Annotated in this window: 18 protein-coding genes and 1 tRNA gene; 14 read left to right on the top strand and 5 right to left on the bottom strand. The window is 63.2% G+C overall.

Annotated features, from left to right (window positions below; genetic code table 11):
• Positions 1-46: 46 nt before the first annotated feature.
• The gene (gene folE, locus IEW00_RS11110; RefSeq protein WP_188514432.1) at positions 47-676 is read right to left on the bottom strand and encodes a GTP cyclohydrolase I FolE; all 630 of its coding nucleotides are present in this window, start codon (positions 674-676) and stop codon (positions 47-49) included.
• 400 nt (positions 677-1,076) lie between these two features.
• Between folE and IEW00_RS11105 the strand changes: the two genes are divergently transcribed.
• The 3 genes from IEW00_RS11105 to IEW00_RS11095 are packed head-to-tail and all read left to right on the top strand — an operon-like array spanning position 1,077 to position 6,902.
• Positions 1,077-2,231, top strand: coding sequence for an efflux RND transporter periplasmic adaptor subunit (locus tag IEW00_RS11105; RefSeq protein ID WP_229736982.1), 1,155 nt, complete (start codon positions 1,077-1,079; stop codon positions 2,229-2,231).
• 4 nt (positions 2,232-2,235) lie between these two features.
• Positions 2,236-5,442 (top strand): efflux RND transporter permease subunit, encoded by a 3,207-nt coding sequence (locus tag IEW00_RS11100; protein WP_188514430.1) that lies wholly within the window; start codon positions 2,236-2,238, stop codon positions 5,440-5,442.
• Complete coding sequence (locus IEW00_RS11095; protein ID WP_188514429.1) at positions 5,439-6,902, top strand: efflux transporter outer membrane subunit; 1,464 nt, start codon at positions 5,439-5,441, stop codon at positions 6,900-6,902. Before IEW00_RS11100 ends, IEW00_RS11095 begins: the two co-directional genes overlap by 4 nt.
• Here the strand turns inward: IEW00_RS11095 and IEW00_RS11090 are convergent.
• Positions 6,899-9,277, bottom strand: coding sequence for a coiled-coil domain-containing protein (locus IEW00_RS11090; protein ID WP_188514428.1), 2,379 nt, complete (start codon positions 9,275-9,277; stop codon positions 6,899-6,901). The two genes, IEW00_RS11095 and IEW00_RS11090, sit on opposite strands and share 4 nt — an antisense overlap.
• Positions 9,278-9,348: 71 nt before the next feature.
• Between IEW00_RS11090 and IEW00_RS11085 the strand changes: the two genes are divergently transcribed.
• The 4 genes from IEW00_RS11085 (at position 9,349) to IEW00_RS11070 (ending at position 13,395) form a co-directional block, all read left to right on the top strand.
• A complete protein-coding gene (locus IEW00_RS11085) occupies positions 9,349-9,666 on the top strand; it encodes an Hpt domain-containing protein (protein ID WP_188514427.1) in 318 nt (105 codons plus the stop codon).
• A gap of 99 nt (positions 9,667-9,765) precedes the next feature.
• Positions 9,766-10,977 carry a hypothetical protein gene (locus IEW00_RS11080; protein WP_188514426.1) on the top strand — a complete coding sequence of 404 codons (1,212 nt, stop codon included), beginning with the start codon at positions 9,766-9,768 and terminating at the stop codon, positions 10,975-10,977.
• A gap of 70 nt (positions 10,978-11,047) precedes the next feature.
• Positions 11,048-12,043 (top strand): hypothetical protein, encoded by a 996-nt coding sequence (locus tag IEW00_RS11075; protein ID WP_188514425.1) that lies wholly within the window; start codon positions 11,048-11,050, stop codon positions 12,041-12,043.
• A gap of 74 nt (positions 12,044-12,117) precedes the next feature.
• A complete protein-coding gene (locus IEW00_RS11070; RefSeq protein WP_188514424.1) occupies positions 12,118-13,395 on the top strand; it encodes a sensor histidine kinase in 1,278 nt (425 codons plus the stop codon).
• Between the two features lie 42 nt (positions 13,396-13,437).
• On the opposite strand, the gene IEW00_RS11065 is transcribed toward IEW00_RS11070, so the two are convergent.
• Positions 13,438-13,893, bottom strand: coding sequence for a hypothetical protein (locus tag IEW00_RS11065; RefSeq protein WP_188514423.1), 456 nt, complete (start codon positions 13,891-13,893; stop codon positions 13,438-13,440).
• Between the two features lie 197 nt (positions 13,894-14,090).
• Here IEW00_RS11065 and uvrA point away from each other — a divergent pair, with 197 nt between their 5' ends.
• The 5 genes from uvrA (at position 14,091) to IEW00_RS11040 (ending at position 22,752) form a co-directional block, all read left to right on the top strand.
• Complete coding sequence (gene uvrA / locus IEW00_RS11060) at positions 14,091-17,075, top strand: excinuclease ABC subunit UvrA (RefSeq protein WP_188514422.1); 2,985 nt, start codon at positions 14,091-14,093, stop codon at positions 17,073-17,075.
• 183 nt (positions 17,076-17,258) lie between these two features.
• Positions 17,259-18,980 (top strand): ABC transporter ATP-binding protein, encoded by a 1,722-nt coding sequence (locus tag IEW00_RS11055; protein ID WP_229736981.1) that lies wholly within the window; start codon positions 17,259-17,261, stop codon positions 18,978-18,980.
• Positions 18,967-20,040, top strand: a complete 1,074-nt coding sequence (locus IEW00_RS11050) for an HlyD family secretion protein (protein WP_188514421.1) — start codon at positions 18,967-18,969, stop codon at positions 20,038-20,040. Before IEW00_RS11055 ends, IEW00_RS11050 begins: the two co-directional genes overlap by 14 nt.
• Positions 20,040-21,521, top strand: coding sequence for a TolC family protein (locus IEW00_RS11045; protein ID WP_188514420.1), 1,482 nt, complete (start codon positions 20,040-20,042; stop codon positions 21,519-21,521). Before IEW00_RS11050 ends, IEW00_RS11045 begins: the two co-directional genes overlap by 1 nt.
• Positions 21,522-21,852: 331 nt before the next feature.
• Positions 21,853-22,752: a hydrogen peroxide-inducible genes activator gene (locus IEW00_RS11040; protein WP_229736980.1), complete on the top strand. Its 900-nt coding sequence runs from the start codon at positions 21,853-21,855 to the stop codon at positions 22,750-22,752.
• A gap of 26 nt (positions 22,753-22,778) precedes the next feature.
• Here the strand turns inward: IEW00_RS11040 and IEW00_RS11035 are convergent, their stop codons facing one another.
• Together IEW00_RS11035 and IEW00_RS11030 are read right to left on the bottom strand one after the other, a co-directional pair.
• A complete protein-coding gene (locus IEW00_RS11035) occupies positions 22,779-23,222 on the bottom strand; it encodes a hypothetical protein (protein WP_188514419.1) in 444 nt (147 codons plus the stop codon).
• Positions 23,223-23,492: 270 nt separating this feature from the next.
• Positions 23,493-24,386 carry an N-formylglutamate amidohydrolase gene (locus IEW00_RS11030; RefSeq protein WP_229736979.1) on the bottom strand — a complete coding sequence of 298 codons (894 nt, stop codon included), beginning with the start codon at positions 24,384-24,386 and terminating at the stop codon, positions 23,493-23,495.
• Between the two features lie 197 nt (positions 24,387-24,583).
• Between IEW00_RS11030 and cpdR the strand changes: the two genes are divergently transcribed.
• Positions 24,584-24,961, top strand: coding sequence for a cell cycle two-component system response regulator CpdR (gene cpdR, locus IEW00_RS11025; protein ID WP_188514418.1), 378 nt, complete (start codon positions 24,584-24,586; stop codon positions 24,959-24,961).
• A gap of 106 nt (positions 24,962-25,067) precedes the next feature.
• Positions 25,068-25,142: transfer RNA gene (locus IEW00_RS11020), tRNA-Val, on the top strand.
• Positions 25,143-25,210 lie beyond the last annotated feature (68 nt).

Raw genomic sequence — 25,210 nt, 5'->3', positions numbered from 1 at the left:
CCCTGAAGGGCTGCCACCTCCCCGTTCCGGGGAGGATTTATGTTGCTCAATACCCCATCAGGCTCATCACTTCTTCGCGCGAGCGATGATCATCGAGGAAGCAGCCCAGCAAACGGCTGGTGATCATGCTGACGCCGGGAGTGCGCACGCCGCGTGCGGTCATGCAGCTATGGCTGGCTTCGATCACCACCGCGACACCATGCGGGTGCAGATGCTCCCAGATGCAGGCGGCAACTTCTGCCGTCAGCCGTTCCTGCACCTGCAGGCGCCGCGAATAGCCGTGCAGCACGCGAGCGAGTTTCGAAATACCGACGACCCGGTCACGCGGCATATAGGCGATCGACGCCTTGCCGATGATCGGTGCCATATGATGCTCGCAATGCGACTGGAACGGTATGCCCTTCAGCAGGACTAATTCGTCATATCCGCCGACTTCTTCGAAAGTCCGGCTGAGGTGGAGGCTGGGATCATCCTCATAACCTGAGCAGTATTCCTTCCACGCGCGCGCAACGCGTAACGGAGTATCGCGCAGGCCTTCGCGCTCCGGGTCATCGCCGGTCCATTTGAGCAGCGTAATGATCGCCTGCTGGACATGGTCGGGGACGGGGATTTTGCCCTGGCCGGCGCGATCCTGGCCAGCAAGATCGTTATCGTCGTCGGCATCGTGGTATAACATGGCAGGCATTCCCCCTGAAAATCAAAAATCCGTCTAAAAGATAGGTACCGCGTGCATGCTGTGCAAGCGGGCGCCGCGGCAGGCAGGCGACGAACACGGGGTGCAGGCGCGATTGCCGGTTGGGATAACTGCCGCACTTACCGGTCGTCCGGCGATCGCCCTGGCGGCCCGAATGCGCCGCGGGTGGAGCAAGCTGCCCCTGCCCGGCGCATGAGGAACGGCGAGAATTGCGAGGCCGGACGCTAGAGGTGCAAAAAATTCACATATATTAGTTGTTAATTGCAACTTTTTTCTCTGGACTTCCCCTACGGTATCCCCCACTTCGCTGCGCTGCAGCACTAGAAATTGGAAGAAAAGAATGCGCATTGCCCCCGGATGCGCCGTGATCACGGCAACTTTGATGTTTCTGACCAGCGCTTGCAGCTCGGAACCACCCCCACCGCCCCCAACTCAGGCCGCCACCGTCGCAGCACCGCTTCAGCGGACCGTTATCGATTGGGACGAATATATCGGGCGCTTTGTTGCCGATGAGGACGTGCAGCTGATCGCACGGGTCTCCGGTCCCGTCTCGCGGGTCGCGTTCCGCGATGGCCGTGATGTCCGCAAGGGCGATTTGTTGTTCGAAATCGACCCTCGCCCCTTCCGCGCAACCCTGGCCGAAGCCGAGGCCAGCGTCGCAAGCGCTCGCGCCTCACTCGCCAACGCGCAGTCGCAGGCGAGCCGTGGCACCGAACTGCTCGGTTTTGATGCGATCAGCCGCGAGGAAGCGGACAATCTCGCTGCGACGCTGCGGTCGGCGCGGGCGACGCTCGCAGGAGCCGAGGCGCGCCGCCAGGCGGCTCAGCTCGACCTGTCGTTTGCGCAAGTGCGGGCACCGATTTCGGGACGCGTTTCCAATCGCCTCGTCGACGTCGGTGATTTCGTCACTGCCGGCCAGACCGAACTGACCCGCATCGTACGGATCAACCCCATTCGGTTCAGCTTCGACGGCGCAGAGAGCTTCTATCTCAAATACATCCGTCAGGATGCCGATGGTGAGCGCCGCAGCTCGCGATATGCTGCCAATCCGGTCGAAATCCAGCTTGCCGACGAGCCCGAGTTCCGCTGGCGCGGCAAGATGGAGTTCATCAACAACGGCATCAGCCCAGAGACAGGGACGATCCAGGCCTATGCCATGGTCGACAACCCCAATGGCTTCCTCGTCCCCGGCATGTTCGGGCGCGCGCGGCTGCTGGGGTCCGGAACCTACAACGCGCTGCTGGTTCCCGACGAGGCGATTCTCACCGACCAGACCCGCAAGCTGGTTTATGTACTCGGTAAGGGCAACAAGGTTACCCCCCGTCCGGTATCGACCGGACCCATGGTCGAAGGACTGCGTGTCATCCGGGACGGTATCGCGCCGACAGAGCGTATTGTGGTCGACGGCCTTGCACAGTTGCAGCCTGGAATGGTGGTGACCCCGCGAAAGGGTACGATCAAGGCCCGTGCAAAGGGCGATGCTCCGATTGCACGGCCGAACACTGCGCCTGCGCCTGCTCAAGCAACGGCGCGGTAATCCGATGCGTATCGCCCATTTCTGCATCGACCGTCCGATCTTCGCGGCGGTCCTGTCCATCCTTATCGTGATTTTCGGCATCGTCGCCTATCCGACGTTGCCGGTATCACAATATCCAGAAATCGCCCCGCCCACCGTCGTGGTCAGCGCCAGCTATCCCGGTGCCACTGCCGAGACGATCGCCGACGTGGTCGCAGCGCCGCTCGAAGAGTCGATCAACGGCGTCGAGGACATGCTCTATATGTCGTCATCATCGACGGGCGACGGTAACCTTGCGATAACGGTCACCTTCGCCCAAGGCACCGATGTCGACCAGGCCCAGGTGCTGGTGCAGAACCGTGTCAGCACCGCCGAACCGCGTCTGCCGCAAGAGGTCCGCCAGATCGGCGTGACGGTCCGCAAGAATTCGCCCGATCTGTTGCTGGTCGCCAACTTCTTCTCGACTGATGGATCGCTTCCCCAATCGTACATCTCCAATTACGCCACGCTGCAGGTCATTGATCGCATCTCGCGGATCGATGGCATCGGCTCGGCTCGGCTGTTTGGCGGACGCGACTACAACATGCGCGTCTGGATTGACCCCGAGCTTGCGGCCTCGCGCAACCTTACCGTCGATGAAATCGTCGGCAAGATCCGCGCGCAGAACGCGCAGGTTTCAGCAGGGTCGATTGGCCAGCCCCCGTTCAATACAAACGGCACCGCGTTCCAGCTCGGTGTCCAGACACAAGGCCGCCTGAGCACTCCGGAAGAGTTTGGCGCGATCGTCGTCAAGCGAGAGGGTCTAGCGCTGACCCGGCTGTCGGATGTCGCCCGGATCGAGCTGGGCGCTCAGGATTACAGCATCAACGCGTTTTCCAGCGGCCGCCCGACCGTGGCGCTGGCAATCTCGCAGCTGCCCGGATCGAACGCACTGACCGTGGCCAAGGAGGTCGAGGACGAGCTCAAGCGCGCTTCGAACGACTTCCCGCCCGGGATGGCATATTCGATCCCCTATAACCCCACCACCTATGTCGAAGCATCGATATCCGCGGTGCAGAATACGCTGATCGAGGCGATCATTCTGGTGGCGATCGTGGTACTGGTGTTCCTGCAAAGCTGGCGGGCAGCGATCATTCCGATCATCGCGATTCCGATCGCGTTGGCAGGTGCAATTGCGATCCTCGCGCTGCTCGGCTTCTCGCTCAACAGCCTGTCATTGTTCGGCATGGTGCTTGCCATCGGGATCGTCGTCGATGACGCGATCGTGGTGGTCGAAAATGTCGAACGGCTGATGGAAGAAGAAGGCCTGAGCCCGTTCGATGCCGCGCACAAGACGATGGATGAAGTTTCCGGAGCGCTGATCGCGATCGCACTGGTGCTGTGCGGCGTGTTCATCCCGACAGCGTTTATTCCCGGCATTTCGGGCGCGTTCTACCAGCAGTTTGCTGTCACCATCGCCGGCGCCACGGCCTTTTCCGCGTTTGTGTCACTGACGCTGTCGCCCGCGCTTGCTGCCCTGCTGTTGCGCCCGCGCGCGCACCACGAGGGTGACATCCCCGCTGGCTGGCGCGGTTGGGGCAAGCGGTTTGCCGGCGGTTTCAACCGCGGGTTCGCCAAGCTGTCGGAACGCTATGGCCGCCTGACCGCGCGGACCATCCGCAGCCTGATGTTCATGGGCGTGGCCTATCTGGCGCTGCTCGCGGTTGCCGGATGGCGCTTTGCTGATACGCCCTCGGGCTTTATCCCCGCTCAGGATCAGGGTTATCTGATCGGGGTCTTGCAGATGCCTCCGGGGGCCTCGCTGCAGCGGACCACCGCCGCGCTCGAGACCGCTCAGGGAATCGCGCTCAAGAACGAATCCGTCGTCAGCACCATTGCGTTTGCCGGATTCGACGGCGCGACCTTCACCAACGCTCCCAACGCTGCGGCGATCTTCATCACGCTCAAGGAAGCCGGCACCCGGATCAGCGCGGACGAGGTTGCCAATGAATTGCGTGGCGCAATGTCCAGCATCACTGCGGGCAGCATATTGGTGATCGCTCCGCCTCCGGTGGCCGGGCTTGGCACCGGCGGTGGCTTCAAGATGGTGATCGAGGATCGCGGCAACGCCGGGCTCCAGGCGCTCGAAGGGGCCGCATTCGCGATGATGGGCGCAGCCAATCAGACCGAGGGGATCGCAGGCGCGTTCACCACCTTCAACACGCGCACCCCGCGTCTGTTCGCTGATATCGATCGTGCGCGGGCCGAGCAACTTGGTGTTCCGGTGGAGAACATCTTCTCGACGCTCGGCACCTATCTGGGATCGAGCTATATCAACGACTTCAACTTCTTGGGCCGCACCTTCCGGGTGACCGCGCAGGCCGATGCGCCGTATCGCGATGATGTGTCCGACATCGGGCGTTTGCGGACACGGTCGTCCAGCGGTCAGATGGTTCCGCTAGATGCGGTCATGAACCTACGCAACGACTCGGGCGCCTATCGCGTGGTGCGCTACAACCTCTACCGGTCAGCCGAACTGCAGGGCGATACCCTTCCCGGCTATTCGAGCGGACAATCGCTCGACACGATGGAGCAACTGGCCCGGCAGACATTGCCGCAAGGGTTCGATTTCGAATGGACCGAACTGGCTTTCCAGCAAAAGGCGGCGGGCAATACCGGTACCCTCGTCTTCCTGCTCGGCGTGGTGTTCGTCTTCCTGCTGCTGGCGGCACAATATGAAAGCCTGGTGCTGCCGCTGGCGGTGATCCTGATCGTGCCGATGTGCCTGCTGGCTGCAATCCTCGGGGTCAACGTGATGGGTAGGGACAACAACATCCTCACCCAGATCGGGCTGGTGGTGCTGATCGGTCTGGCGGCCAAGAACGCCATCCTGATCGTCGAGTTCGCCAAGCACAACGAGGACCACGGCCAATCGGTGCTCGAGGCAGCGCGCCATGCCGCAGCCCAACGTCTGCGCCCGATCCTGATGACCTCGCTGGCGTTCATTCTGGGCGTGCTGCCGCTGGTGATCTCTTCGGGGCCAGGCGCGGAAATGCGTCAGGCGCTGGGAATCGCGGTATTCTTCGGAATGATCGGGGTAACCATCTTCGGCCTGCTGTTCACGCCTGCCTTCTATGTGATGGTGCGGACGCTCGAGGACCGGATCAAGACGTGGTCGGCCGACCGACGGCGCAAGGATCCGCTGCCCGCCGCACCCCCTGCAACCCCAATCGTGGAGGGCAACCAGCCATGACCATCAAAAACCGTCTGCTCGCTTGCGCCGCGCTGACCGCCAGCCTGGCCGCCTGCACCGTGGGGCCGGACTTCGAACGTCCCCGCACCCCGGCTGCGGCAGCGCCTGGCTTTATCGAAAGCGCAGACCCGCATTTTGCCCAGACGCCATTGCCCGAGGGCTGGTGGCGGTTGTTCGAGGATCCGGCGCTCGATGCGCTGGTGACCCGCGCGCTGGAACACAACACGTCGGTCCGCGAAGCCAGTGCGAATCTGCGCCGCGCCCGCGCGCTGGTTCGCGAGGCACGCGGAGCGCAATTGCCATCGCTGTCGGCCAGCGGTACCGCGACGACAAACCAGGTCGGCACCGGAGCCAATGCCGGCGTCGGCTTTGCCCCGCCCGAGCCGATCACCTTCGACTTTTACCAGCTCGCCTCGGACGCTTCCTACGAGGTCGACCTGTTTGGCGGTATCCGGCGGTCGGTCGAGGCCTCACGTGGCGACGCGCTGGCCGCAGCGGCCGAGCTTGACGCGGCGCGGGTCAGCGTCGCCGCAGAGGTCGCGCGAACCTATGCGCTTGCCTGCTCAAGCCGGTTACAGGCCAATATCGCGCGCGAGTCGCTGACCGCCCAGCGACGCACTCTCGATCTCAACCAGCGGTTGTTTACGGCCGGGCGCGGGCAACGGCGCGATGTCGCCAATGCCGAGCTTCTGGTGGCCCAGGCGCAAGCTCAGATCCCGCAGTTCGAGGCCGAGCAGAGTGCAGCGCTGTTTGCGCTGGCGACACTCACCGGTGATCCGCCAAGCCAGACCGATACCGCGGCGAACACCTGTGCAGTTCCTCCCAGAGTGCGCGTTCCAATTCCTGTTGGCGATGGTGCCGCGCTGCTGGCGCGTCGCCCCGATGTTCGCGCGGCCGAAGCGCGGCTCGCGGCCGATACCGCTCGGGTGGGCGTTGCCACTGCTGCGCTCTATCCTTCGATCCGGCTCGCAGGATCGCTGTCGGTCGGCGGCACCTCTCCTGGCGCTCTGGGCGAATCGGACAATATTGGCTTTTCGCTCGGCCCCCTGATCTCGTGGTCGATCCCGATCGATGGCATCGCACGTGCCCGGGTCAACGCGGCATCTGCTCAGGCCGATGGCAGGCTCGCGGCATTCGATGGCGCAGTCCTGACCGCGTTGCAGGAAACCGAGCAGGCCCTGGCCCGGCTCAAAGGCGCAATCGAGCAGGAAGAAGCGCTGCAAACCGCTGCCACGGCCGCCGAAGAAGTCGCACGGATCACCCGCATCCGTTTCAGGGTTGGTCGCGACAATGCGCTGCAACTGCTTGAGGTTGAACGCAACCTGTTCGCAGCACGCGCCGCAACCGGGACTGCCGCTGCGGCGCGTGCCGAGGCCGAAGTCGCGCTGTTCCGCGCGCTTGGCGGGGGCTGGGAGAATGCCCCGGCAGTTGCTGAGGTCAGCGCGACGAAGAGGGATTAATCGCGCAGGCGCTCGATCGCCTGAGCCAAAGCGACATACAGCTTGCCGGTTTCTGACGAGAGCAGCGTAACCCCCATCACCCCGCCATCGCGGGTCGACAGGACCGTGCGCAGCATCGCCTCGAAATCGTGGATGTACCGGTTCACGAGCTCGAAGAACTCGGGATCGTTCTCGTAAGCTGCGGCGATGTCCTTCGCCTCGCCATTGTCGATCAGCCGGACAGCACGCCGGGTGAACACGCCGCGATCACCGCGAAGATAGGCCGACCAGGCGGTATCGCTGACCTCGGTGGAGAGGATCTTGTCGACATCGATCGCTGCGGAATTGAGCGACTCGGTGAGCAGCGCCAATCGCCGCGCGAAATCGTTGTCGGTGCGCTCTTCGGCCAGCTCACGCGCATCGGCGACCCGGCGCTCGAGGTGGCTCGCAAGATCATCGACCCGGGTGAGCTGGTCCTTGAGGTGCAGCGTCGCATCGCTGGTCGCGCCCACCGCGCGGCTGATCGCCGATTCGAGCTTTCCGACCAGTTCCTCGGCCTTGCCGCGCAACACCTTCTCGAGCGCAGCACCGCTGTCTTCGCCCAGCTTGCGGGTTGCGCCGGTGATCGCGCGGTCCATCGCGCGACGCGCCTCGTCGGCGGCGGCATGCGCCTCGCGCTGCACGTCGCGCATCGTCTCAACCAGCCGCACCGCAGAGTTGGCATTGATATGGTCGATTTCCTCGCGCGCGGCCTGCATTGCGGCAATCAACGCACCGATATCTTCGGTCCGCTCGCGCCAGCCTGCTTCGCTGATTTGCGCCAACTTGCCGACCTCGACCGTCTGCCCCGCAATCCGTTCTTCGAAATTGCCGAGGATCGAGCCCAGCCGGACCATCTGCCCATCGACCTCGGACACAGCGCCGTGCAGATCGCTGACCTTGCCTTGGCTGGCTTCGGTGGTCTGGTCGAGCGCCGCCAATGCGCCGGGAATACTCTGCGAAACCTGTTGCTCGATGCTGCCCAAAAGGCCGCGCAGGCGTTCGCTCTTGGCATCGAATATGTCCGCATGGCCACTGCCCGATGCCAACCTTTCGGTCAGCGCAATCGCATTGCTGTCGAGCGCCGAGAGCGTGAAGGCGAGCCGGGCCAGTGCGTCGGCACTTTCCCTGTCGAGCGTCTGCAGCCGGCTTTCGGCCTGGCTGATCTGCGCATCGGCGGCGCTGATCATTCGGCGCACGGTCTCTTCGCTCTCGCCAGTGGAGGTGGCCAACGCGCCCAGCGTCAGCCCCAGATCATCGGCGGCGGCGCGCATGTCGCTTCGGCTGGTCGCGGCGCGTTGCGCCATCTCAGAGGCCATGGCGTCGACCGATGTGCGCAACTGCGCCAGCGTCGCTTCGAGCGCCTCGGCCTGCGTTTCGGTCGCACGGTCGAGATTGCCGCGGGTGTTCGCAAGGCGGCTGGCGACGGTTTCGATCGCTTGGTCCATCTGCTGGCTCGCCTGCGCAACGCTGTTCGCCAGCGCCAATCCGCTGGTTTCGACCGATGTCGCCAACCGAACGGTCGCCGCATCCGAATCGTGCACCAGCGTACCGATCTGGGTACTGGCGGCCTGGCCAAAGGCATTGAGCTTTTCGAATGCTGCAATCATGCTTTCGACCTGGCTCTGCGCGGTGCGCCCAGCATTGCCGATCTGGTTGGTCACGTCCTTGGCCGAATTCGCGATCACCGGCAGATGGTTGCGCAATTTGTCCATGTTGTTGGAGGCAGCTTCACTGACTTCGCCGATCGCGCGCATCCCCGTATCGCTGGCCTCGATCATCGTGCGCAGTTCATCGGCAAAGCCGCGCAGACGGTCGCTTGAGACACGGCCCAAGGATTCAAGCTCAAGGCTCTGATTGGCCAGGAATTCGCGTGCCAGCGAGAGTTCGGAATTGATGGCACCCAGACGGGTTTCCAATGCCACACTTTCTGCCCGCAGTGATCCTGCGACCTTGGCGAACCGCCGCGCTTCGGCGACGCTGTTGCGCTGGACAATCAGATACAATGCCAGGATCGCGACCACCGGGACCGCCCATTGCGAGATGGCCTGCACCGCCAGCGCCGGGGTAACCCCGGCCTGCCATTGCGGGATCGACGCCCAGACGAACACGCCGGTCCAGGCCGCAGCAACCAGCGCAGCCGCGATCGTCCACCGGGTCGCCGATTCGGGAACCGTCAGCTCGTCGTCTTCATCCATCCAGGGGGCTGCTGAATCCTCGGGTATTGGCCCGGAACCAGCCACGGCCGCGCGTGGTGACAGCGCAGGCGCTGCCATGTCCGGCTCAGGCTCGTGCGCCCCCAGCGTTTCCCCACTCCGGCCATGCCGCAGATCGATGATTTTTTTCCCCTCGCCCATGGCATTAACCTTACCATGTTTTCGTCTCCCAGAAACCGAAAGTTAAGGCGGATCGTCTATTCGACTGCCGCATGGCTTATGAATCGGGAGCATTGAACGCGGCGCTGGCCGCCGCCGTGGGCAGCGACCCTGTCCTGGTCGCCGAACTGCGCGGGGCGTTCGTCGAAAGCGCCACGCATCACATCGACCTGCTGCGCCGCGCGCGCTGCGACGCCAACTGGCATTTCGCCGCGTTGCGGCTCCGCAGCCTTGCCGCCAGTTTCGGCGTCCAGGGGATTTCCGATCTGGCCGACCGCGCGCTCGATGGCGCTCCGGGAGACCCGGTGGTGCTGCGCGAGCTCGATACCGCGATGGGCGAGTTTGGGGCTTACCCTGCCCAGCGGCAATAAAGCGTAGAACCAACCTTCATCGGTGCCGTGCCGGTTGGCAGGGGACCAGCCGGGCGATAAGAGAGCGGCTCCTGATAAACACGGAGCCGGATCACCCGCGTGCGCGCCGCCTTGCTTTCCCTGATCGAGACCGTCCCGAACGGAACCGCGCTGCGCGGCGCCTTGCCGCTGGCCAACGGACAGCTGGCGATGCTTCAGGTCGATCTGGCGCGGCAGGCCGGCGCGGGCGAAATCCTGTGCTTGGTCAGCTCGGTCGGCGAGCGCGTCCGCCAGATCGAAGCCTATGCCGCATCGTGCGGGATTGATTTTCATCTCGTGCGATCGGTCGCCGACATCAGCGTCCGGCTGGCCAGCGATGACGAACTGCTGATCATCGCTGACGGGCTTTACGTCGCGCCGGCTGACATCCCGATGATGGCGCGCGAGACCGGCACATTCGTTACCAGCTTCGCTCCCGGTGAAGGCGCGCGGTCGCTGGTCGAACGGTTCGAGCGGATCGATATCAACCATATCTGGGCGGGCCTGGCCTGTGTGCGGGCGCGCGATCTGGTCGAAGCTCGCGAATTGCCCGAGGACTGGAGCGTGCAATCGGCTTTGCTGCGGCTCGCGGTCCAGCGTGGCTATCGGCGGCACGTCGTCCCGTTCGCGTTGGCCGAGGCTGGCCGGATCGCGATCGTTCGCGATGCAGGCGAAGCCGACGCGTTGGCGATGCAGGAACTGGCCGCACGTTCAGGCGCAATGGGTGCACGGCTGGTGCGCATGGCACCGGTGCAGACGATTGCGCGGCGCGCCTGGGCGGCGCCCTGGGTCGGCCCGGCGCTGCGGATTGCCGCGCTTGCGCTGCCGGTCGGCGCGATCGGTCTGGCGGTTGCGGATTGGAGCATGGCAGCGCTGGGCGTGCTCGCCACGGGGCGTCTGGCCGGCCATGCCGCCAACCGCCTGTTCGGTCGTTTTTCTGCCAGCATGGTTCGCGACAGCGAGCAGACCGCGCGCAATCTCGCCTTCGCCATCGCCTTCACGCTGATCACGGTGCTCACGGTGGCAGCATCCGACCGCCTGGCCGGGCTTTTTGCAGCGCTGATCATTCCCGCTCTCGCGCTGGTGCTGGGCCGGCTGGAAGGACCGCTGCCGCGTCGCTGGATCCGGCTGGCAGCATCACCCAGCCTGCTGGCGACGGCGGCGTTCATCGCGATTCCGTTCGGTGCGATGCTGCCGGTCGTGATGGTCTGGAACCTGGTTCTGGTGGGTCTGATGCTGTGGCAAACCCGGACCGGCACGGTTGCGGCCGAACCGCCAAAGCCCCATATCTGATCGTCCCATGCTGTGCTTTTCGCGCGCAACGACTAACAGCATTTTAACCAGCAATTGCTAGGTCAAGCCGATGAATACCGACATGGCCCCCGCACGCCCGGCTCTACGGGACGTTGGAGCGTTGCTGCGCCATGCCGACGAGCAGGCGCGGCTGGCCGCTGCAATGCCGGTGCTGGTCCGCCAGCGTCTGGCACCCGATGGGGCGGCGGCGCTGCGCGAGGATGATCTCAGCCTGACCGGCGGATTTGTCGATGCGATCGCGCGGCATCTGGTCGATGCGCTTTGTCCCTCTACCGACGGGGTGGACACTTCAACTATCGCGCAGGCCATCGTGCTGGCAGATAATGGAGCGACCCGGATGCTCTATGCCCGCGCGATCGAGGCGCGGTTGTGTCGTAATGCGCCGCTTGTGGGGCTTGCGATGGCCGAACTGCCGCCGCGGGTCGAGGCGCAGGTCGGCGATGCGCAGGACGAGCTCGCAGAAGCCGCGATGGCGTTGATCATCGCGCAGAGCCGGTTCATCGGCAACGCGCAAGGGTTCACCATTGAGCTATCCGAACTGCCCCCCGAGAGCGTCAGCGCGCTGGTCCAGCGGATGCTCGCGTGGCTGCAGGAGCGGCAAGGCGCTGATCCGATCGCTTTGCGGACAGCCGCCGATACGCTCCTGGCCGCTTTCGACGAACGGCGCGGCCGCCCTCACCGGCTGATGCGTTTCTGCCACCTCTATGCATTGCCGCGAACCGGAGACGACTGGTCGCTCGGTGAAAACGGGCCTTCACTCGTGTTCGCCATGCTAGCCAGGGCGAGCGGGCTTCCGGTCGAGCATGTCGTGGATATGGTGCGCGACCCCGATCTGGCGCGGTTTGCGGTGCTGCTGCGGGCCTGCGACATCGCGGTCAATGCGGCTTCAGGATTGCTCGAGGGGGTTGCCCTGATTGCGTCTTCGCGGCTGGACACCATTCCTTCGGCCAATGCACTGGCGGCGATCGGTCAGGATGATGCCGCGCGGATCGTTGCCGGATGGCGCAACCTCATGCCCGCCAGCATGCTCGGACCCGTTTGGTGAACGCGCAGGTGCCAACATCAAACGCCCGGTCCTTCGCGGCCAGCACCGCGCGGGTCGATCGCAACGCGCGCCTTATGCACGCAGACGAGCCGCTGCTGCGGTTGCACCACGATCTGGGCGGAACCGACAATGGCGAGCTAGCGGTTCCGCCGCTGCTTGAGCTGGTACGGCATAGCCTGAGGCTTGGGATGCGGCTGTCGCGCCCGGTGACCACCGCAGCCGCCGATGCACTCATCGACATGTGGTGCGAATGCAGCCCCGACGCCAATGGCGTCACGCTGATCCTGACCCTTTGGCACGAACAGCCCCTGCCGCAACCGATCGAAATCACAGGTCCCGGCCTTCCGGCAAATCCGCTGGACGCAGAGATCCGGCTTGATCCGCTGGGCCGCATCCTTCGGTTCGATCCGCCCAAAGGTTATCCCGGTCCGGACGACAGCGACCGCCTGTTGTTGGCGCCGCTTTCAGCGGTCTTGCGCCGCTTGACCGGCGAGCCGATCGACGACCCTGCCCAGATCGATGATGTGAAGGTGAGGCTGATCGGCGACGAACGCGACTGGACCGCCACGCTGCGCAATGACGCGACCTCGCCAGGGCATATCCTGACGCTAAGCCAAGCACCCCCGCCAACCGACCCGGCGGCAGTGCCGCTCTTTCCGCCTCTGTTCGATGGCGAGCGATTGGGGCATCTGTTCGGCTCTCAGATCGGTCCCGCATTGCGGCTGCCGATTGGACGGATCATCGCCAATGCAGAAACCATCGGCGGACGGCTAGAAGGTCCGTTGCGCGCCGATTATGCAGGCTATGCCAGCGACATAGCCTCTGCCGGACGCCACCTGCTGGCGCTGGTTGACGATCTGGCGGATCTCGAGGCGGTCGAGGCGACTGGGTTTAGTGCGGCGCGCGAACCTGTAGACCTTGCCGATCTATCGCGCCGCGCGGCGGGTCTGCTCGCGCTCAAGGCCGCCGATCGCCAGATCCGTATCGACAAGCCTGCCGAAGACGAGACGCTGCCTGCGATCGGAGAGTTCCGCCGGGTGCTTCAGGTGCTGCTCAACCTGCTGGGCAACGCGATCAACTATGCTCCGGATGGATCGATGATCTGGCTGAGGCTGGATGACGGTGCGGACTGGGCCAGCGTCACCGTTGCCGATCAAGGCCCCGGCCTCAGCGACGAAGATCAGCAGCGCTTGTTCAACAAATGGGAGAGGCTGGGTCGCAGCGGCGATGGCGGCAGCGGGCTTGGACTTTACATTTCGCGGAGGCTGGCGCTGGCGATGGACGGCGATCTGGCCATAGAAAGCGCGCCGGGACAAGGCGCGCGGTTCACTTTGATATTACCAAAGGGATAAACCGCCAACGGTGCGACCGGCACCGTTGACGGCTCGAGCATGTTACTGCGGCATCGCAGGCGGCGTCTGCGCGCAACGCTTGCGGTTGCCCGCAGTGCATGCAGCGACATCGGCCTCCCACTGCGCGTGAATCGCGTCATACAGCTGTTTGACCTGTGCATACTCGGCCTCTGCACGAGCACGCGATTCCTGCGTGTTTTCATACAGCCTCATCTGGTTTTCATAGCTGCTGCGACGGGCTTCATACTCTGCCTGGTTTGCAGCGTTCTGTTGAAGCTGTGCGTTTGACAGCTCAAGCTGGCGCGAGTTCGCTGCCTCGCGCGCAGCCTGTTCTTCAGGCGTGCTGGGGTTTTCGGTGACCGGCGAAGGCTCCATCGATCCCGAATCGGGGGTTTCTGTGCCGGGCTGTTCGGTCTGCTGCGCGCTCAGCGGAGCAAAGGCGAAACAGGCGGACAGCAACGCAGCGGCAGACGCTGAGCGCAGGAAGCGGTTAGTCATTGTGATTTTTCCCTCAAACCAAAGTTGATCTCGGTTATCACGGCTACGCAGGTCGCGCAAAGGCGTTCCATTCGTCGCACCTGCGCCCTTGCGCGCTGCGTCTGCGGGCACCATCTGCTTGGCTTGTGGTCGGTTCACACCCTTGCGCGCCATTCCCCGGCTTGCAACCAGAACATCATTAGAACATAAGGCGCTCCATGCTGACTCATATTTCCGTGCGCGGCGCGCGCGAGCACAATCTCAAGGGCGTGGATATCGATCTGCCGCGCGATCAGTTGATCGTGATCACCGGGCTTTCGGGAAGCGGCAAGTCCAGCCTCGCGTTCGATACGATCTATGCCGAGGGGCAACGGCGCTATGTCGAATCGCTTTCAGCCTATGCGCGCCAGTTCCTCGAGATGATGCAGAAGCCCGATGTCGAGCATATCGACGGGCTGTCGCCAGCGATTAGCATCGAGCAGAAGACGACGAGCCGCAACCCGCGCTCGACCGTCGCCACGGTCACCGAGATCTACGACTACATGCGCCTTTTGTGGGCGCGCGTTGGCGTGCCCTACTCGCCCGCCACTGGCCTTCCGATCACCGCGCAGACCGTCAGCATGATGGTCGACCGGGTGATGGCGCTGCCTGAGGGCACGCGCTTTTATCTGCTCGCGCCCGTGGTGCGCGGCCGCAAGGGCGAATACCGCAAGGAACTCGCCGAATGGCAGCGCGCCGGTTTCACCCGCGTGCGGATCGACGGCGAATTCCACGAGATCGACGAGGCTCCGGCGCTCGACAAGAAGTACAAGCACGACATCGAAGTGGTCGTCGATCGCATGGCGGTGCGTGAGGGTATTGAAACGCGGCTGGCCGACAGCTTCGAAACCGCGCTGAAGCTGGCTGAGGGGCTGGCATATGTCGATCTGGCGGATGGCACGGTAGGCGTCCTCTCCCCTTCAGGGGAGAGGGAAGAGCCGCGCAGCGGCGAAGGGAGAGGGGCAGACGCTACGGATGCGACTTCCCCCCTCCCAACCCTCCCCCCTGAAGGGGAGAGGACTAAAAAGGGAATGAAGAAGACCGGAATTCCCGACAACCGGATCATCTTCTCCGAAAAGTTTGCCTGTCCTGTATCGGGTTTCACCATCGAGGCAATCGAGCCTCGGCTGTTCTCGTTCAATGCCCCGCAGGGCGCGTGCCCGGCATGCGATGGCCTGGGTGAGAAGATGTATTTCGACCCGCAGCTGGTCGTCCCCAACGAGGAACTGAACCTCAAGAAGGGCGCGATCGTGCCCTGGGCCAAGTCCAACCCGCCCTCGCCCTACTATATGCAGGTTCTCGCCAGCCTGGGTCGCGAGTTCGGCTTCTCGCTCGATACGCCGTGGCAGGATTTGCCCGGCGAGGTGAAGCTGATCATCCTGCACGGCACCGGCGGCAAGCCGGTTACTCTGCGTTTTCAGGATGGGCGCAAGTCGTACGAGGTCAAGAAGGCGTTCGAAGGCGTCATCGGCAACCTCAACCGCCGCCTGCTGCAGACCGACAGCGCGTGGATGCGCGACGAGCTGGGCAAGTATCAGACCGCACAGCCCTGCGAGGTGTGTGATGGCGCAAGGCTCAAGCCCGAGGCACGCTCGGTTAAGATCGTCGGCGAAGACATCTCGATCTCGACCCGGCGGTCGGTTTCTGATGCATTGGCGTTTTTCGAAACGCTCAACGACAAGCTGGGACCGCAGCAGCAGCAGATCGCCAAGGCCATCCTGAAAGAGATTATCGAGCGGCTTGGCTTCCTGAACAATGTCGGGCTCGACTACCTCAACCTCGATCGCACCTCGGGAACACTGTCCGGCGGCGAATCGCAGCGGATCCGGCTCGCCAGCCAGATCGGCAGCGGGCTTTCGGGTGTGCTCTATGTACTCGACGAGCCCAGCATCGGGCTGCACCAGAAGGACAACGACCGGCTATTGGTCACCCTGAAGCGGCTTCGCGATCTCGGCAACACCGTGATCGTCGTCGAGCATGACGAGGATGCGATCCGCACGGCGGACTATATCGTCGATCTGGGACCCGGCGCGGGTGTGCATGGCGGTGAAATCGTCGCCGAGGGCACTCTCGAGCAGATCCTCAAGTCCGAACGCTCGCTTACCGCGCAATATCTCAACGGCACGCGAAAGATCGATGTGCCGGCCAAGCGCCGCAAGGGCAACGGCAAGAAGCTGACCGTGCACAACGCGCGCGCCAACAATCTGACCGGGGTCACCGCGAGCATCCCGCTGGGGACCTTTACCTGTATCACCGGTGTTTCGGGATCGGGCAAGTCGAGCTTCACCATCGACACGCTGTATGCAGGAGCCGCGCGCGCGCTCAACGGCGCGCGGATCATCGCCGGACCGCACGACAAGATCACCGGGCTGGAACATTGCGACAAGGTCATCGACATCGACCAGTCGCCGATCGGCCGCACCCCGCGCTCCAACCCCGCCACTTATACGGGCGCGTTCACCAACATCCGCGACTGGTTCGCAGCATTGCCGGAGAGCCTGGCGCGCGGCTACAAGCCGGGGCGGTTCAGCTTCAACGTCAAGGGCGGCCGCTGCGAGAAGTGCCAGGGCGATGGCCTCATCAAGATCGAGATGCACTTCCTGCCCGACGTCTACGTCACCTGCGAGGATTGCGGCGGCAAGCGCTACAACCGCGAGACGCTCGAGGTGAAGTTTAAGGGCCATTCGATCGCCGACGTGCTCGACATGACGGTCGAGGACGCGGTCGAGTTCTTCAAGGCCGTCCCGCCGATCCGCGACAAGATGGCAATGCTGTGGGAAGTGGGTCTGGGCTACGTCAAGGTCGGCCAGCAGGCCACCACGCTTTCAGGCGGCGAGGCGCAGCGCGTCAAGCTCGCCAAGGAGCTCAGCCGCCGCTCGACCGGGCAGACGCTCTACATCCTCGACGAGCCAACGACTGGCCTGCATTTCGAGGATGTCCGCAAGCTGCTCGAGGTGCTCCATCGGCTTGTCGATCAGGGCAACTCGGTGGTGGTGATCGAGCACAATCTCGACGTGATCAAGACTGCGGACTGGATCATCGACCTTGGCCCCGAAGGCGGTGTCAAGGGCGGCGAGATCGTCGCTGAGGGCACGCCCGAAATAGTCGCCAAGGTCGAGCGCAGCTATACCGGCCATTATCTGGCACCGATGCTGACCCGATGAACAATTTTTGCCGTTCTGAGTTCATCGGCTTTCGGGCATAGCTGACAAGAGAGGTCACTCGCGCAGTTCTGGGGTTATCGATAGATAAAACCAATCGCTCGTGGCAGTGCCTTTCGAATTGGCTTATCACTCACACGCTTTATTTCGCGGTGGGCGACCTTGGAAATACGGGCAGGCAAGTTAATGGCAGCAGAATCTGGGCAAATCATGGGCGCACGCCAGGCGGTGCGCTGGATGATAAGTCTTTTGAGAAGTGAGCGCAGCTACATGTGGCTGGCGCTGGTTTATGGCGTCGCCGTATCGGTGCTGTCGCTTGCGACCCCGATTTCCGTGCAGATGCTGATCAATTCGGTCGCCAATACCGCGCTGTTGACGCCGCTGGTCACACTGGCCGGTACGCTGCTTGGATTGCTGCTGATCGCCGCGCTGCTTTCGGCGTTGCGGATCTATACCATGGAGCTGTTCGCACGGCGCTTCTTTGCGCGGCAGGTAGCCGAAATCACTCTGCGCTCGATCCATGCCCGCAACCCGTTCTTCGAGGACAGCAAGCGGCAGGACCTGTTCAACCGCTATTTCGACGTCAATACCGTGCAGAAAGCATTGCCCAGCCTCCTGATCGGCGGCTTTACGATTATCCTGCAGTCTGCGGTCGGCTTTACGGTGACTGCATTCTACCACCCGTTTTTCCTCGCCTTCAACCTGATCGTTATCGGCTTTGCGTTGATGATCCTGCTGATCTGGACACGCGGCGCAATCCGCTCCGGCATCGCGCTGAGCCACGCCAAATACGCCACGGCGAGCTGGCTCGAAAATGTCGGCGCATCCAACGGCTTCTACAAATCGGGTCGTCACGTCGATTATGCTCTCGACCGATCCGAAGACGTGTCGGCGGCCTATGTCAACGCCAAGGCTAGGCATTTCCGCTACACCATGTCGCAAACTGTAGCCTTTCTGTTGCTCTATGCGTTCGCCAGCGCCGGACTGCTCGCGCTCGGCGGCTGGCTGGTCATTCAGGGCGAGCTTTCGATCGGGCAGCTGGTGGCGGCAGAACTGATCCTGTCCGCCGCTTTCTTCGGCCTTGGCCAGATGGGTACTTATCTCGAGGTGACCTATGATCTGATCGCCGCATGCGAAGAGATCGGCATGATCCACCATATCGAGCAGGAAGAAGAAGCGGTGGAAGGGGAAGACACCATCACCGGCAGCGACCTGGTCCTGCGCACAGTGACGCACCCTGCGACCGCGCCTGGCATCACTCTCGACATCGCCATTGCCGCCGGTACCCAGCTCATCGCCCAAGCGCAGTCGCATGACGTGCAACGTTTGTTCACCCATGCCATGAAGCGTTATATCTCGCCTGCCACCGGCATGGTGACCCTGGGTGGCCAGGACATCACGATGATCGACATGTTCCGGCTGCGCAGCGAGATCATTGTGCTCGACAGGCCGACGATCGTCGAGGCAAGCATCCGTGATTATCTTCGGCTGGCCGGGCCGGACGTCACTTCGGCAGACGTCTTGCGCGCGCTGGCCCTGGTGCGGCTGGATGATCGGGTGATGGCGCTTCCCGATGGGATGGATACTCAGCTTTCGACCAGCGGTTGGCCACTTTCCTATTCGGAAGCGCTCCGCCTCAAACTCGCCGGCGCGATGCTGAAGTGCCCGCGGATCCTCATTCTCACCGGACTGTTCGATATGGTTGATATCGGCATTCTGGCGGAGGTCAGGAATGCGATGCGCGATTCAGGATCGACCGTCATCCAGTTCACCTATCGCCCTGAACCGCAGGACGCATGCCAATACCTGTGGCTGGGCAAGGAAAGCCAGAGGATCATCGACAATCCGATAGAGTTTGCACAATTGGCGGCCGGAATGGGCACGGAGGCGCGCAATGGCATCGCGTGATCGGGCATTATCGCGCTTCCACACGCTGGCACGGTTAAACCCTCCCCGCCCCCTGCGCGCCATCGCCGCGATGGTGATTATCGGCATCGCGGTCTCGGTCGTCTTCATGATCTACGTGCCCTGGGTTCAGACATCGAGTGGCGCTGGCCAGGTGATTGCGATCAATCCGCAGGACCGGCTGCAGAATGTCACCGCGTTGGTGCCCGGTCGGATCGAAAAATGGTATGTTCAGGATGGATCGATCGTCAAGGAAGGCGATCCGATCGTCCAGATCACCGACACCGATCCCCTGCTGCTGCAGCGCCTGAGTGCCGAACGCAGCCTGGCCGAGGCCAGGGCGGCTGCGGCCGAGAGCGCGCTGGGCACCGCGCGGCTCGATGTCGGCCGCACGAGTACGCTGTTCCGCGAAGGGCTGGCCTCGCAGCGCGAGGCCGAGCAGGCACGGATCAGGGTAGCCGAAATGGAGGCGAGGGTCGCCGAAGCCCGCGCGGCGATGACTCAGATCGACATCAATCTGGCGCGGCAATCGCTGCAACTGGTGCGCGCGCCGCGTAACGGCGTGATCCAGCGGATCAATGGCGGCGACAGGGCCACTTTGGTGTCGATGGGCGACGTGCTAGCCACCTTCGCCCCGACAGAGGCGCGCCGCGTCGTCGAGATCTATGTCGATGGCCGCGATGCGCCCTTGATCAGGCCAGATCAGCGAGTACGGCTCGAATTCGAGGGCTGGCCTGCCATCCAGTTTTCCGGATGGCCATCGGCCGCAGTCGGTCTGTTCGACGGCGAGGTCCAACAGGTCGACCTTGCCGCTTCGACCAACGGGTTGTTTCGAGTGCTGGTACGCGAAGCCAAGGGCAAGGCTCGCTGGCCCGGCGAACCCTATGTTCGCCTTGGTGCCAATGTGCGTGGCTGGATTGCGATGGAAGAGGTTTCGGTCGGCTTTGAACTGTGGCGTCAACTGAACGACTTCCCGCTGCAGAACCCGGCACTTATGCAGGAAAACCAGACACGGGCAGGCGTTCCATCCGGCAACGCCACCGGATCGACGGCGGCACAGTGATGCGCCGCATCATCTTGAAGACCGGGTTGACGGCGCTGGCATTGAGCCTGATTTCGACGCCGCTTATGGCACAGACTCCGTCTGCGTCGCCGGAAACCGATCAAGCCCGCGTCGGACAAGCGCTGCAGCTGGATGAGGTCCTCGCCTCGTCCCGCCGGTTTGCACCCGCCATTCTTGAGGCGCTGGCCAATACCCGCGCGGCCGATGGCCGCGTTCTGGCCAGCGAAGGTGCATTCGACCTGTTGTTCACTGGCGAAGGCTTTTCGCGGGTCACCGGTTTTTATGACGGCACCTATCTGCAGGGCAAAGCGATTCAGCCGTTGACCAACAATGGCGGCCAGCTTGAAGCAAGCTACCGCGTATCCCGCGGCGATTTTCCGATTTATGAGGATTACAGCTTCACCAACCAGCTGGGCGAACTCAAGGTGCGGGGCGTGTTCGCGCTGCTGCGCGATCGCTATATCGACGATCGCCGGTTCGGCCAGCGTAATGCGCTGATCGAGCGAGACATTGTCGGTCTGGACGCGCTGATCATCGCCATCGGTGTTCAGCAACGCGCGATCCAGGCCTATGGCCAGTGGGTTGCCGCCGGCCAGCAGGTGCAGGTCTACCGCGCGCTGGTGGCCCTTGCCCAAGATCGCCAGGTTGGCATTCGCCGTCAGGTGCAACTGGGCGCACGCGCAGCGATCCTGCTGACCGAAAACGAACAGAACCTGCTGCGCCGCCAGTCGCTGCTGGTGGCTGCCGAGCGCGATCTGGCCAACGCCGCGCAGCGCCTCTCGTTGTTCTGGCGAGACACCAACGGCCGTCCACAGGTGGCGACACCGGCCGAGCTGCCAGCCAACCTGCCGATGATCCCTGCGGCACGCGCGACCGATCCGGCCGCAGTGCTGGCGCGACGCCCGGATATCAAGCTGATCGAACAGCAACTCGAGCAGGGCGAGACACGGCTTGAGCTTGAGCGCAACCGTCTGCTGCCCTCGCTCAGGCTTTTTGCCGAAGCGGGCAAGGACTTTGGCCAGGTGGGGTTGGGCGGCCCATCGCGTGATCCGTTCGAAACCATCGTCGGCTTCACCTTCTCGATGCCGCTCCAGAACCGCGCTGCAAGGGGTCAGGTGGCTGCGGCTGAAGCCGGTATCACCGCGCTTGAATGGCGCCGTCGCCAGAGCGAGGAGCAGATCATCACCGAGATCGAGCAGCTCTCGACCAACCTCACCGCTGCCGAACGGCTCGCGGTGCTGGCGCGCGACGAAGAGGTTCAAGCGGAAACGTTAGCTGCCGGTGAACGCAGGCTGTTTCAGGCAGGCGCGAGCGACTTCTTCCTGGTCAACTTGCGTGAAGACGCCGCCGCCAATGCCGCGATCCGCAGGTTCGATGCCGAGTTTCGCTTGGCGCAGGCGCGGGCGGATCTCGTCGCGGTGGCCGCAGACCTTGATTCGCTGCAGCTGGGCGATGAGTTTGAAGAGATGCTTCAACCCTGACATGGTGGGTATTGTGAAGACGCGTAGCTGCGATCAGCGATCCATGTGCAGATCGCGGGCCCCGGGTCGCACGATCGCGAACAAGATAGTCGGGTGACGCACCGGAGGCTCAAGCTGCGACCTCGGCGGACCGATGCGCCACCCTGTCCGCAGCCTTGGGGTGTCCGTTCAAGCCGCGGAATCTATCAAGCAGGTAGGACAAGAGCGGTTCGGGGACGGACCGTTCCATCTGCTTGGCATGATGCGAATATGGCACAAGGTATCATTGTTACCATTTGAAAGACTCGCCCCATCTCGATAGGTATTGTCTATCGCCAAACAGGACCATGCCATGCCGAGCCTTCGCCAATTGCAGTATCTCGTCGCGCTCGACGATCACCGCCATTTCGGCCGCGCCGCCTTTGCGGTGCATGTCTCGCAGCCGACGTTGAGCCAGCAGTTGCGCACGCTGGAGGCACGCCTCGATGCGTCGTTGATCGACCGCAGTGGCCAGGATGTACAGCTGACACCTTTGGGCCGGGACATCGCCGCGCGGGCGCGTGAAATTCTGGTCCAGGTGCGCGATCTGTCCGATCTGGCCCGCCGCGCCGGCAAGGGCATCGGCGGTACGCTGCGCTTCGGGATCACGCCGACACTGGGCCCATATCTGATGCCCGCGATCGTCGCAGGGCTGCACCGCCAGCAGCCCGATCTACGGCTGCATATCCGCGAAGGCATTCCCGACGATCAGGTCCGTGAGGTGATGCGCGGTGCGCTCGACATGATGCTGGCACCGATGCCGGTCGATGCCAGCGGCATCGTGGTCGAGCCGCTGTTCAGCGAACGGTTGTTCGTCATCGCGCCTCCGGACCATCCGCTCGCCGGGCAGAAGGGCATCCCGCCGCCCGCGCTGAAGGGTGCAGGGTTCCTGACGCTGGACAGGCGGCACCATTATCATCGGCAGACGCGCGATATCTGCGACCAGCTGGGCGCGCACATCCTGCACGATTATGAAGGAACGAGCCTCGACAGCATCCGCCAGATGGTCGGTTCGGGCATCGGTCTGGCGCTTCTGCCTGAACGCTACATGGCCTCCGAGACGCACAGCGCCGAAGTGGTCGCAAAGCTCGATATAGCCGGATGGAACGCCCGGCGATCGATCGCCGCTGTCTGGCGCAGCGGCGCTGCCTTCAGCGACGGGTTTCACGCCATCGCAGAGTTTATCCGCGCGTATGTCGGCGAGGATAGCTGAGCGCTGCCGTCTGCACAAACCCGGCTTTATTGACTGTGACGATGTTGAACCCGGTCGTCTGGCGCGGCGGGAACCATTTTGCCGATCTGCCACATCAGGTTATAGATCAGCGTCCTGGCGTCCTCGGCGATCATCTCGCGGGTCTGCCGGTCGAACGCAGCGCGGTTTCCTCGCATTGCGCTGCGCAGCATGCCAACGAACATCGCCTCATCGGGCGACATCCGACCACAACACGGGCGCGATACGCTGAACGGCTCGGGCCATGCCTGACCCATGGCTTCAAGGACCAGCGACAGCTGATTGGACAAAGCCACGCTCCCCAGACGTGCCGCGACATGCGGCGCCGGATCAGCGCCTGTCTTGTGGGCAAAGATCGCGATCCTGAGCGAAACCACCAACCGGGCCTCGAACAACGTTGCCGACCCAAGTTCAGCCGGACGGTCGATTAGGTCCTGCCACGCGTAGCCCATATTGCATCCTTCTCACCGCTTACGACACCCGACTGTGCCGCCCCAAGGAGATTATTGCGACTTAATCGCATTAGCAAGTTAATTATCGGACCGAGAATTTTTCCTGCCACAACCATTGAATCGCGGGGCATTCTATCCTAAATTGAAATTGTCGGGACGCTTCCCCCCCTTTTGCGTCTCGACAGGTGCACTTGTGCACCTCCTCCCTGAACCTTGGCCGCCTCGTGATCCGTCACGAGGCGGTTCTTTGTTGCAGGCTTGCGCGCTGGGCTATTCCGCAGCGATAGCGATGTTGCCGACTCCGCGGAGCAAGTCGTCGGCCAATGTTTCAATAAGCTGTGCCACGGTCTCGCGGACTGCCACGATTCCCTGCCCTGGCAGGTCGAGAGCAGCATCGAGATACAGGCTGCGATCCACCTCGAGCTGCAGCGCGTGGATATCGCGTGCCGGACGGCCGTGGCGCTCGAGCACATAGCCCCCGGCATAAGGATGATTGAGCGCCACATCGTATCCGCGTTGCCCCAGCGTCCGCATTGTCAGATCGCAAAGCCTGGCACCTGCGGACCGGCCATAGCGATCTCCCACCACGAATCGCGGTGGAGGGCCTGCACCTTCGGGCTGCAACGGTGGCATCGAATGAAGATCGATCAGCAAGGCACAGCCGAACCTTGCCCGCAACACGGCCAGCGCATCGGACAACGCCTGGTGATAGGGATCATGCAATTGCGAAATCCGCGCGGCGATTGACTCCCGGCTCCAGGATCTGCGCCAAAGATCGCCATGTTCGGCCAGACGGCGCGGGACGAGGCCCAGCCCACCCCTCACCTTCGCGCTCGGTTGCGCGAAAGCCGTGCGTGGCGCATCGATGACCATCTGCGGGTCGATTTCCCCCGGCGCGCGATTGAGATCGATCCAGGCCCGGGCAGCATGGGCAACCAGCGTGGCGCAACCCGATGCCACTGCACCGCTCGCCAGCATATCGACATGGCGATCCTCGAGCTTCTGCAGCACCTGGAGCGCAACCCGGGAGTTGACGATAACTTCATCGGGGTAGTCGCGCCCCGCATGTGGCACCGCCACCAGCACCGGCAGTCGTGCTTCTGCCAGACCCGTCAGGCTGAACAGCCGCAGTGTGCGGGCTTGGTCGGCGGATCTCATATCCATAGGCACCAGCCATGCGGCAAACGCGCGCGCCTGTCAAAGCCGCTGAACGCCGGGCAACGACGGGACCCTGACCGTTTACCAGTCTGCTGTCGCATGTCCAACTTCGGGGCAGCGGCGGAAATGGTCTACAGCACGCTGGAAAATCTTAACCGCATCGGTCATACACCGGGGCTCGAGGCGGACGAAGGGATAAAGCGATGTTGCGCATATTGCTGGCAGAGGACGATCCGGCGATGCGCGCCTATCTTCAACGTGCGCTGGAAAAGGCCGATTATTCGGTCGTCGCTGTGGATCGCGGCACCGCTGCGTTGCCGCTGCTTCAGGAGGACCAGTTCGACCTGCTGCTGACCGACATCGTCATGCCCGAGATGGATGGGATCGAACTGGCCCAGCATTGCGGCCGGGTTTCGCCCACCACCAAGGTCATGTTCATCACCGGGTTTGCAGCGGTAACGCTCAAAGCCGAACAGGCAGCGCCCAGCGCACGGGTGTTGTCGAAGCCTTTCCACCTCAAAGACTTGGTGCTCGAGGTGGACCGGGTTTTTGCGCGGGGCACCTTTGCGCAGAGCCTCTGACGTCGCCTGCGCTGATTTGCTTCAAATACCGCTTGCGTCCAGCGCAGGCTCTTTGTAATGGACCGCCCTTGCCGCCGCCAACGCAGCGGCAGAAAATCCACCGAGTGGGCGTATAGCTCAGTGGTAGAGCACTGTGTTGACATCGCAGGGGTCGCAAGTTCAATCCTTGCTACGCCCACCATTAAAAACCCGCCGGACCGCAAGGTCGGCGGGTTTTTTTATGGTCGGTGCCGCTTAAACACGCCCAAG

This window comes from Blastomonas aquatica, assembly GCF_014639875.1.
GTDB lineage: Bacteria > Pseudomonadota > Alphaproteobacteria > Sphingomonadales > Sphingomonadaceae > Blastomonas > Blastomonas aquatica.
Note: the sequence above shows the minus strand (reverse complement) of the source record. Positions and strands in the feature narration are given on the sequence as shown.

Coding starts and splice junctions, on each gene's coding strand:
- folE (WP_188514432.1), bottom strand. CDS start 676: ATGTTATACCACGATGCCGACGACGATAACGATCTTGCTGGCCAGGAT.
- IEW00_RS11105 (WP_229736982.1), top strand. CDS start 1,077: ATGTTTCTGACCAGCGCTTGCAGCTCGGAACCACCCCCACCGCCCCCA.
- IEW00_RS11100 (WP_188514430.1), top strand. CDS start 2,236: ATGCGTATCGCCCATTTCTGCATCGACCGTCCGATCTTCGCGGCGGTC.
- IEW00_RS11095 (WP_188514429.1), top strand. CDS start 5,439: ATGACCATCAAAAACCGTCTGCTCGCTTGCGCCGCGCTGACCGCCAGC.
- IEW00_RS11090 (WP_188514428.1), bottom strand. CDS start 9,277: ATGGGCGAGGGGAAAAAAATCATCGATCTGCGGCATGGCCGGAGTGGG.
- IEW00_RS11085 (WP_188514427.1), top strand. CDS start 9,349: ATGGCTTATGAATCGGGAGCATTGAACGCGGCGCTGGCCGCCGCCGTG.
- IEW00_RS11075 (WP_188514425.1), top strand. CDS start 11,048: ATGAATACCGACATGGCCCCCGCACGCCCGGCTCTACGGGACGTTGGA.
- IEW00_RS11070 (WP_188514424.1), top strand. CDS start 12,118: ATGCACGCAGACGAGCCGCTGCTGCGGTTGCACCACGATCTGGGCGGA.
- IEW00_RS11065 (WP_188514423.1), bottom strand. CDS start 13,893: ATGACTAACCGCTTCCTGCGCTCAGCGTCTGCCGCTGCGTTGCTGTCC.
- uvrA (WP_188514422.1), top strand. CDS start 14,091: ATGCTGACTCATATTTCCGTGCGCGGCGCGCGCGAGCACAATCTCAAG.
- IEW00_RS11055 (WP_229736981.1), top strand. CDS start 17,259: ATGGCAGCAGAATCTGGGCAAATCATGGGCGCACGCCAGGCGGTGCGC.
- IEW00_RS11050 (WP_188514421.1), top strand. CDS start 18,967: ATGGCATCGCGTGATCGGGCATTATCGCGCTTCCACACGCTGGCACGG.
- IEW00_RS11045 (WP_188514420.1), top strand. CDS start 20,040: ATGCGCCGCATCATCTTGAAGACCGGGTTGACGGCGCTGGCATTGAGC.
- IEW00_RS11040 (WP_229736980.1), top strand. CDS start 21,853: ATGCCGAGCCTTCGCCAATTGCAGTATCTCGTCGCGCTCGACGATCAC.
- IEW00_RS11035 (WP_188514419.1), bottom strand. CDS start 23,222: ATGGGCTACGCGTGGCAGGACCTAATCGACCGTCCGGCTGAACTTGGG.
- IEW00_RS11030 (WP_229736979.1), bottom strand. CDS start 24,386: ATGGATATGAGATCCGCCGACCAAGCCCGCACACTGCGGCTGTTCAGC.
- cpdR (WP_188514418.1), top strand. CDS start 24,584: ATGTTGCGCATATTGCTGGCAGAGGACGATCCGGCGATGCGCGCCTAT.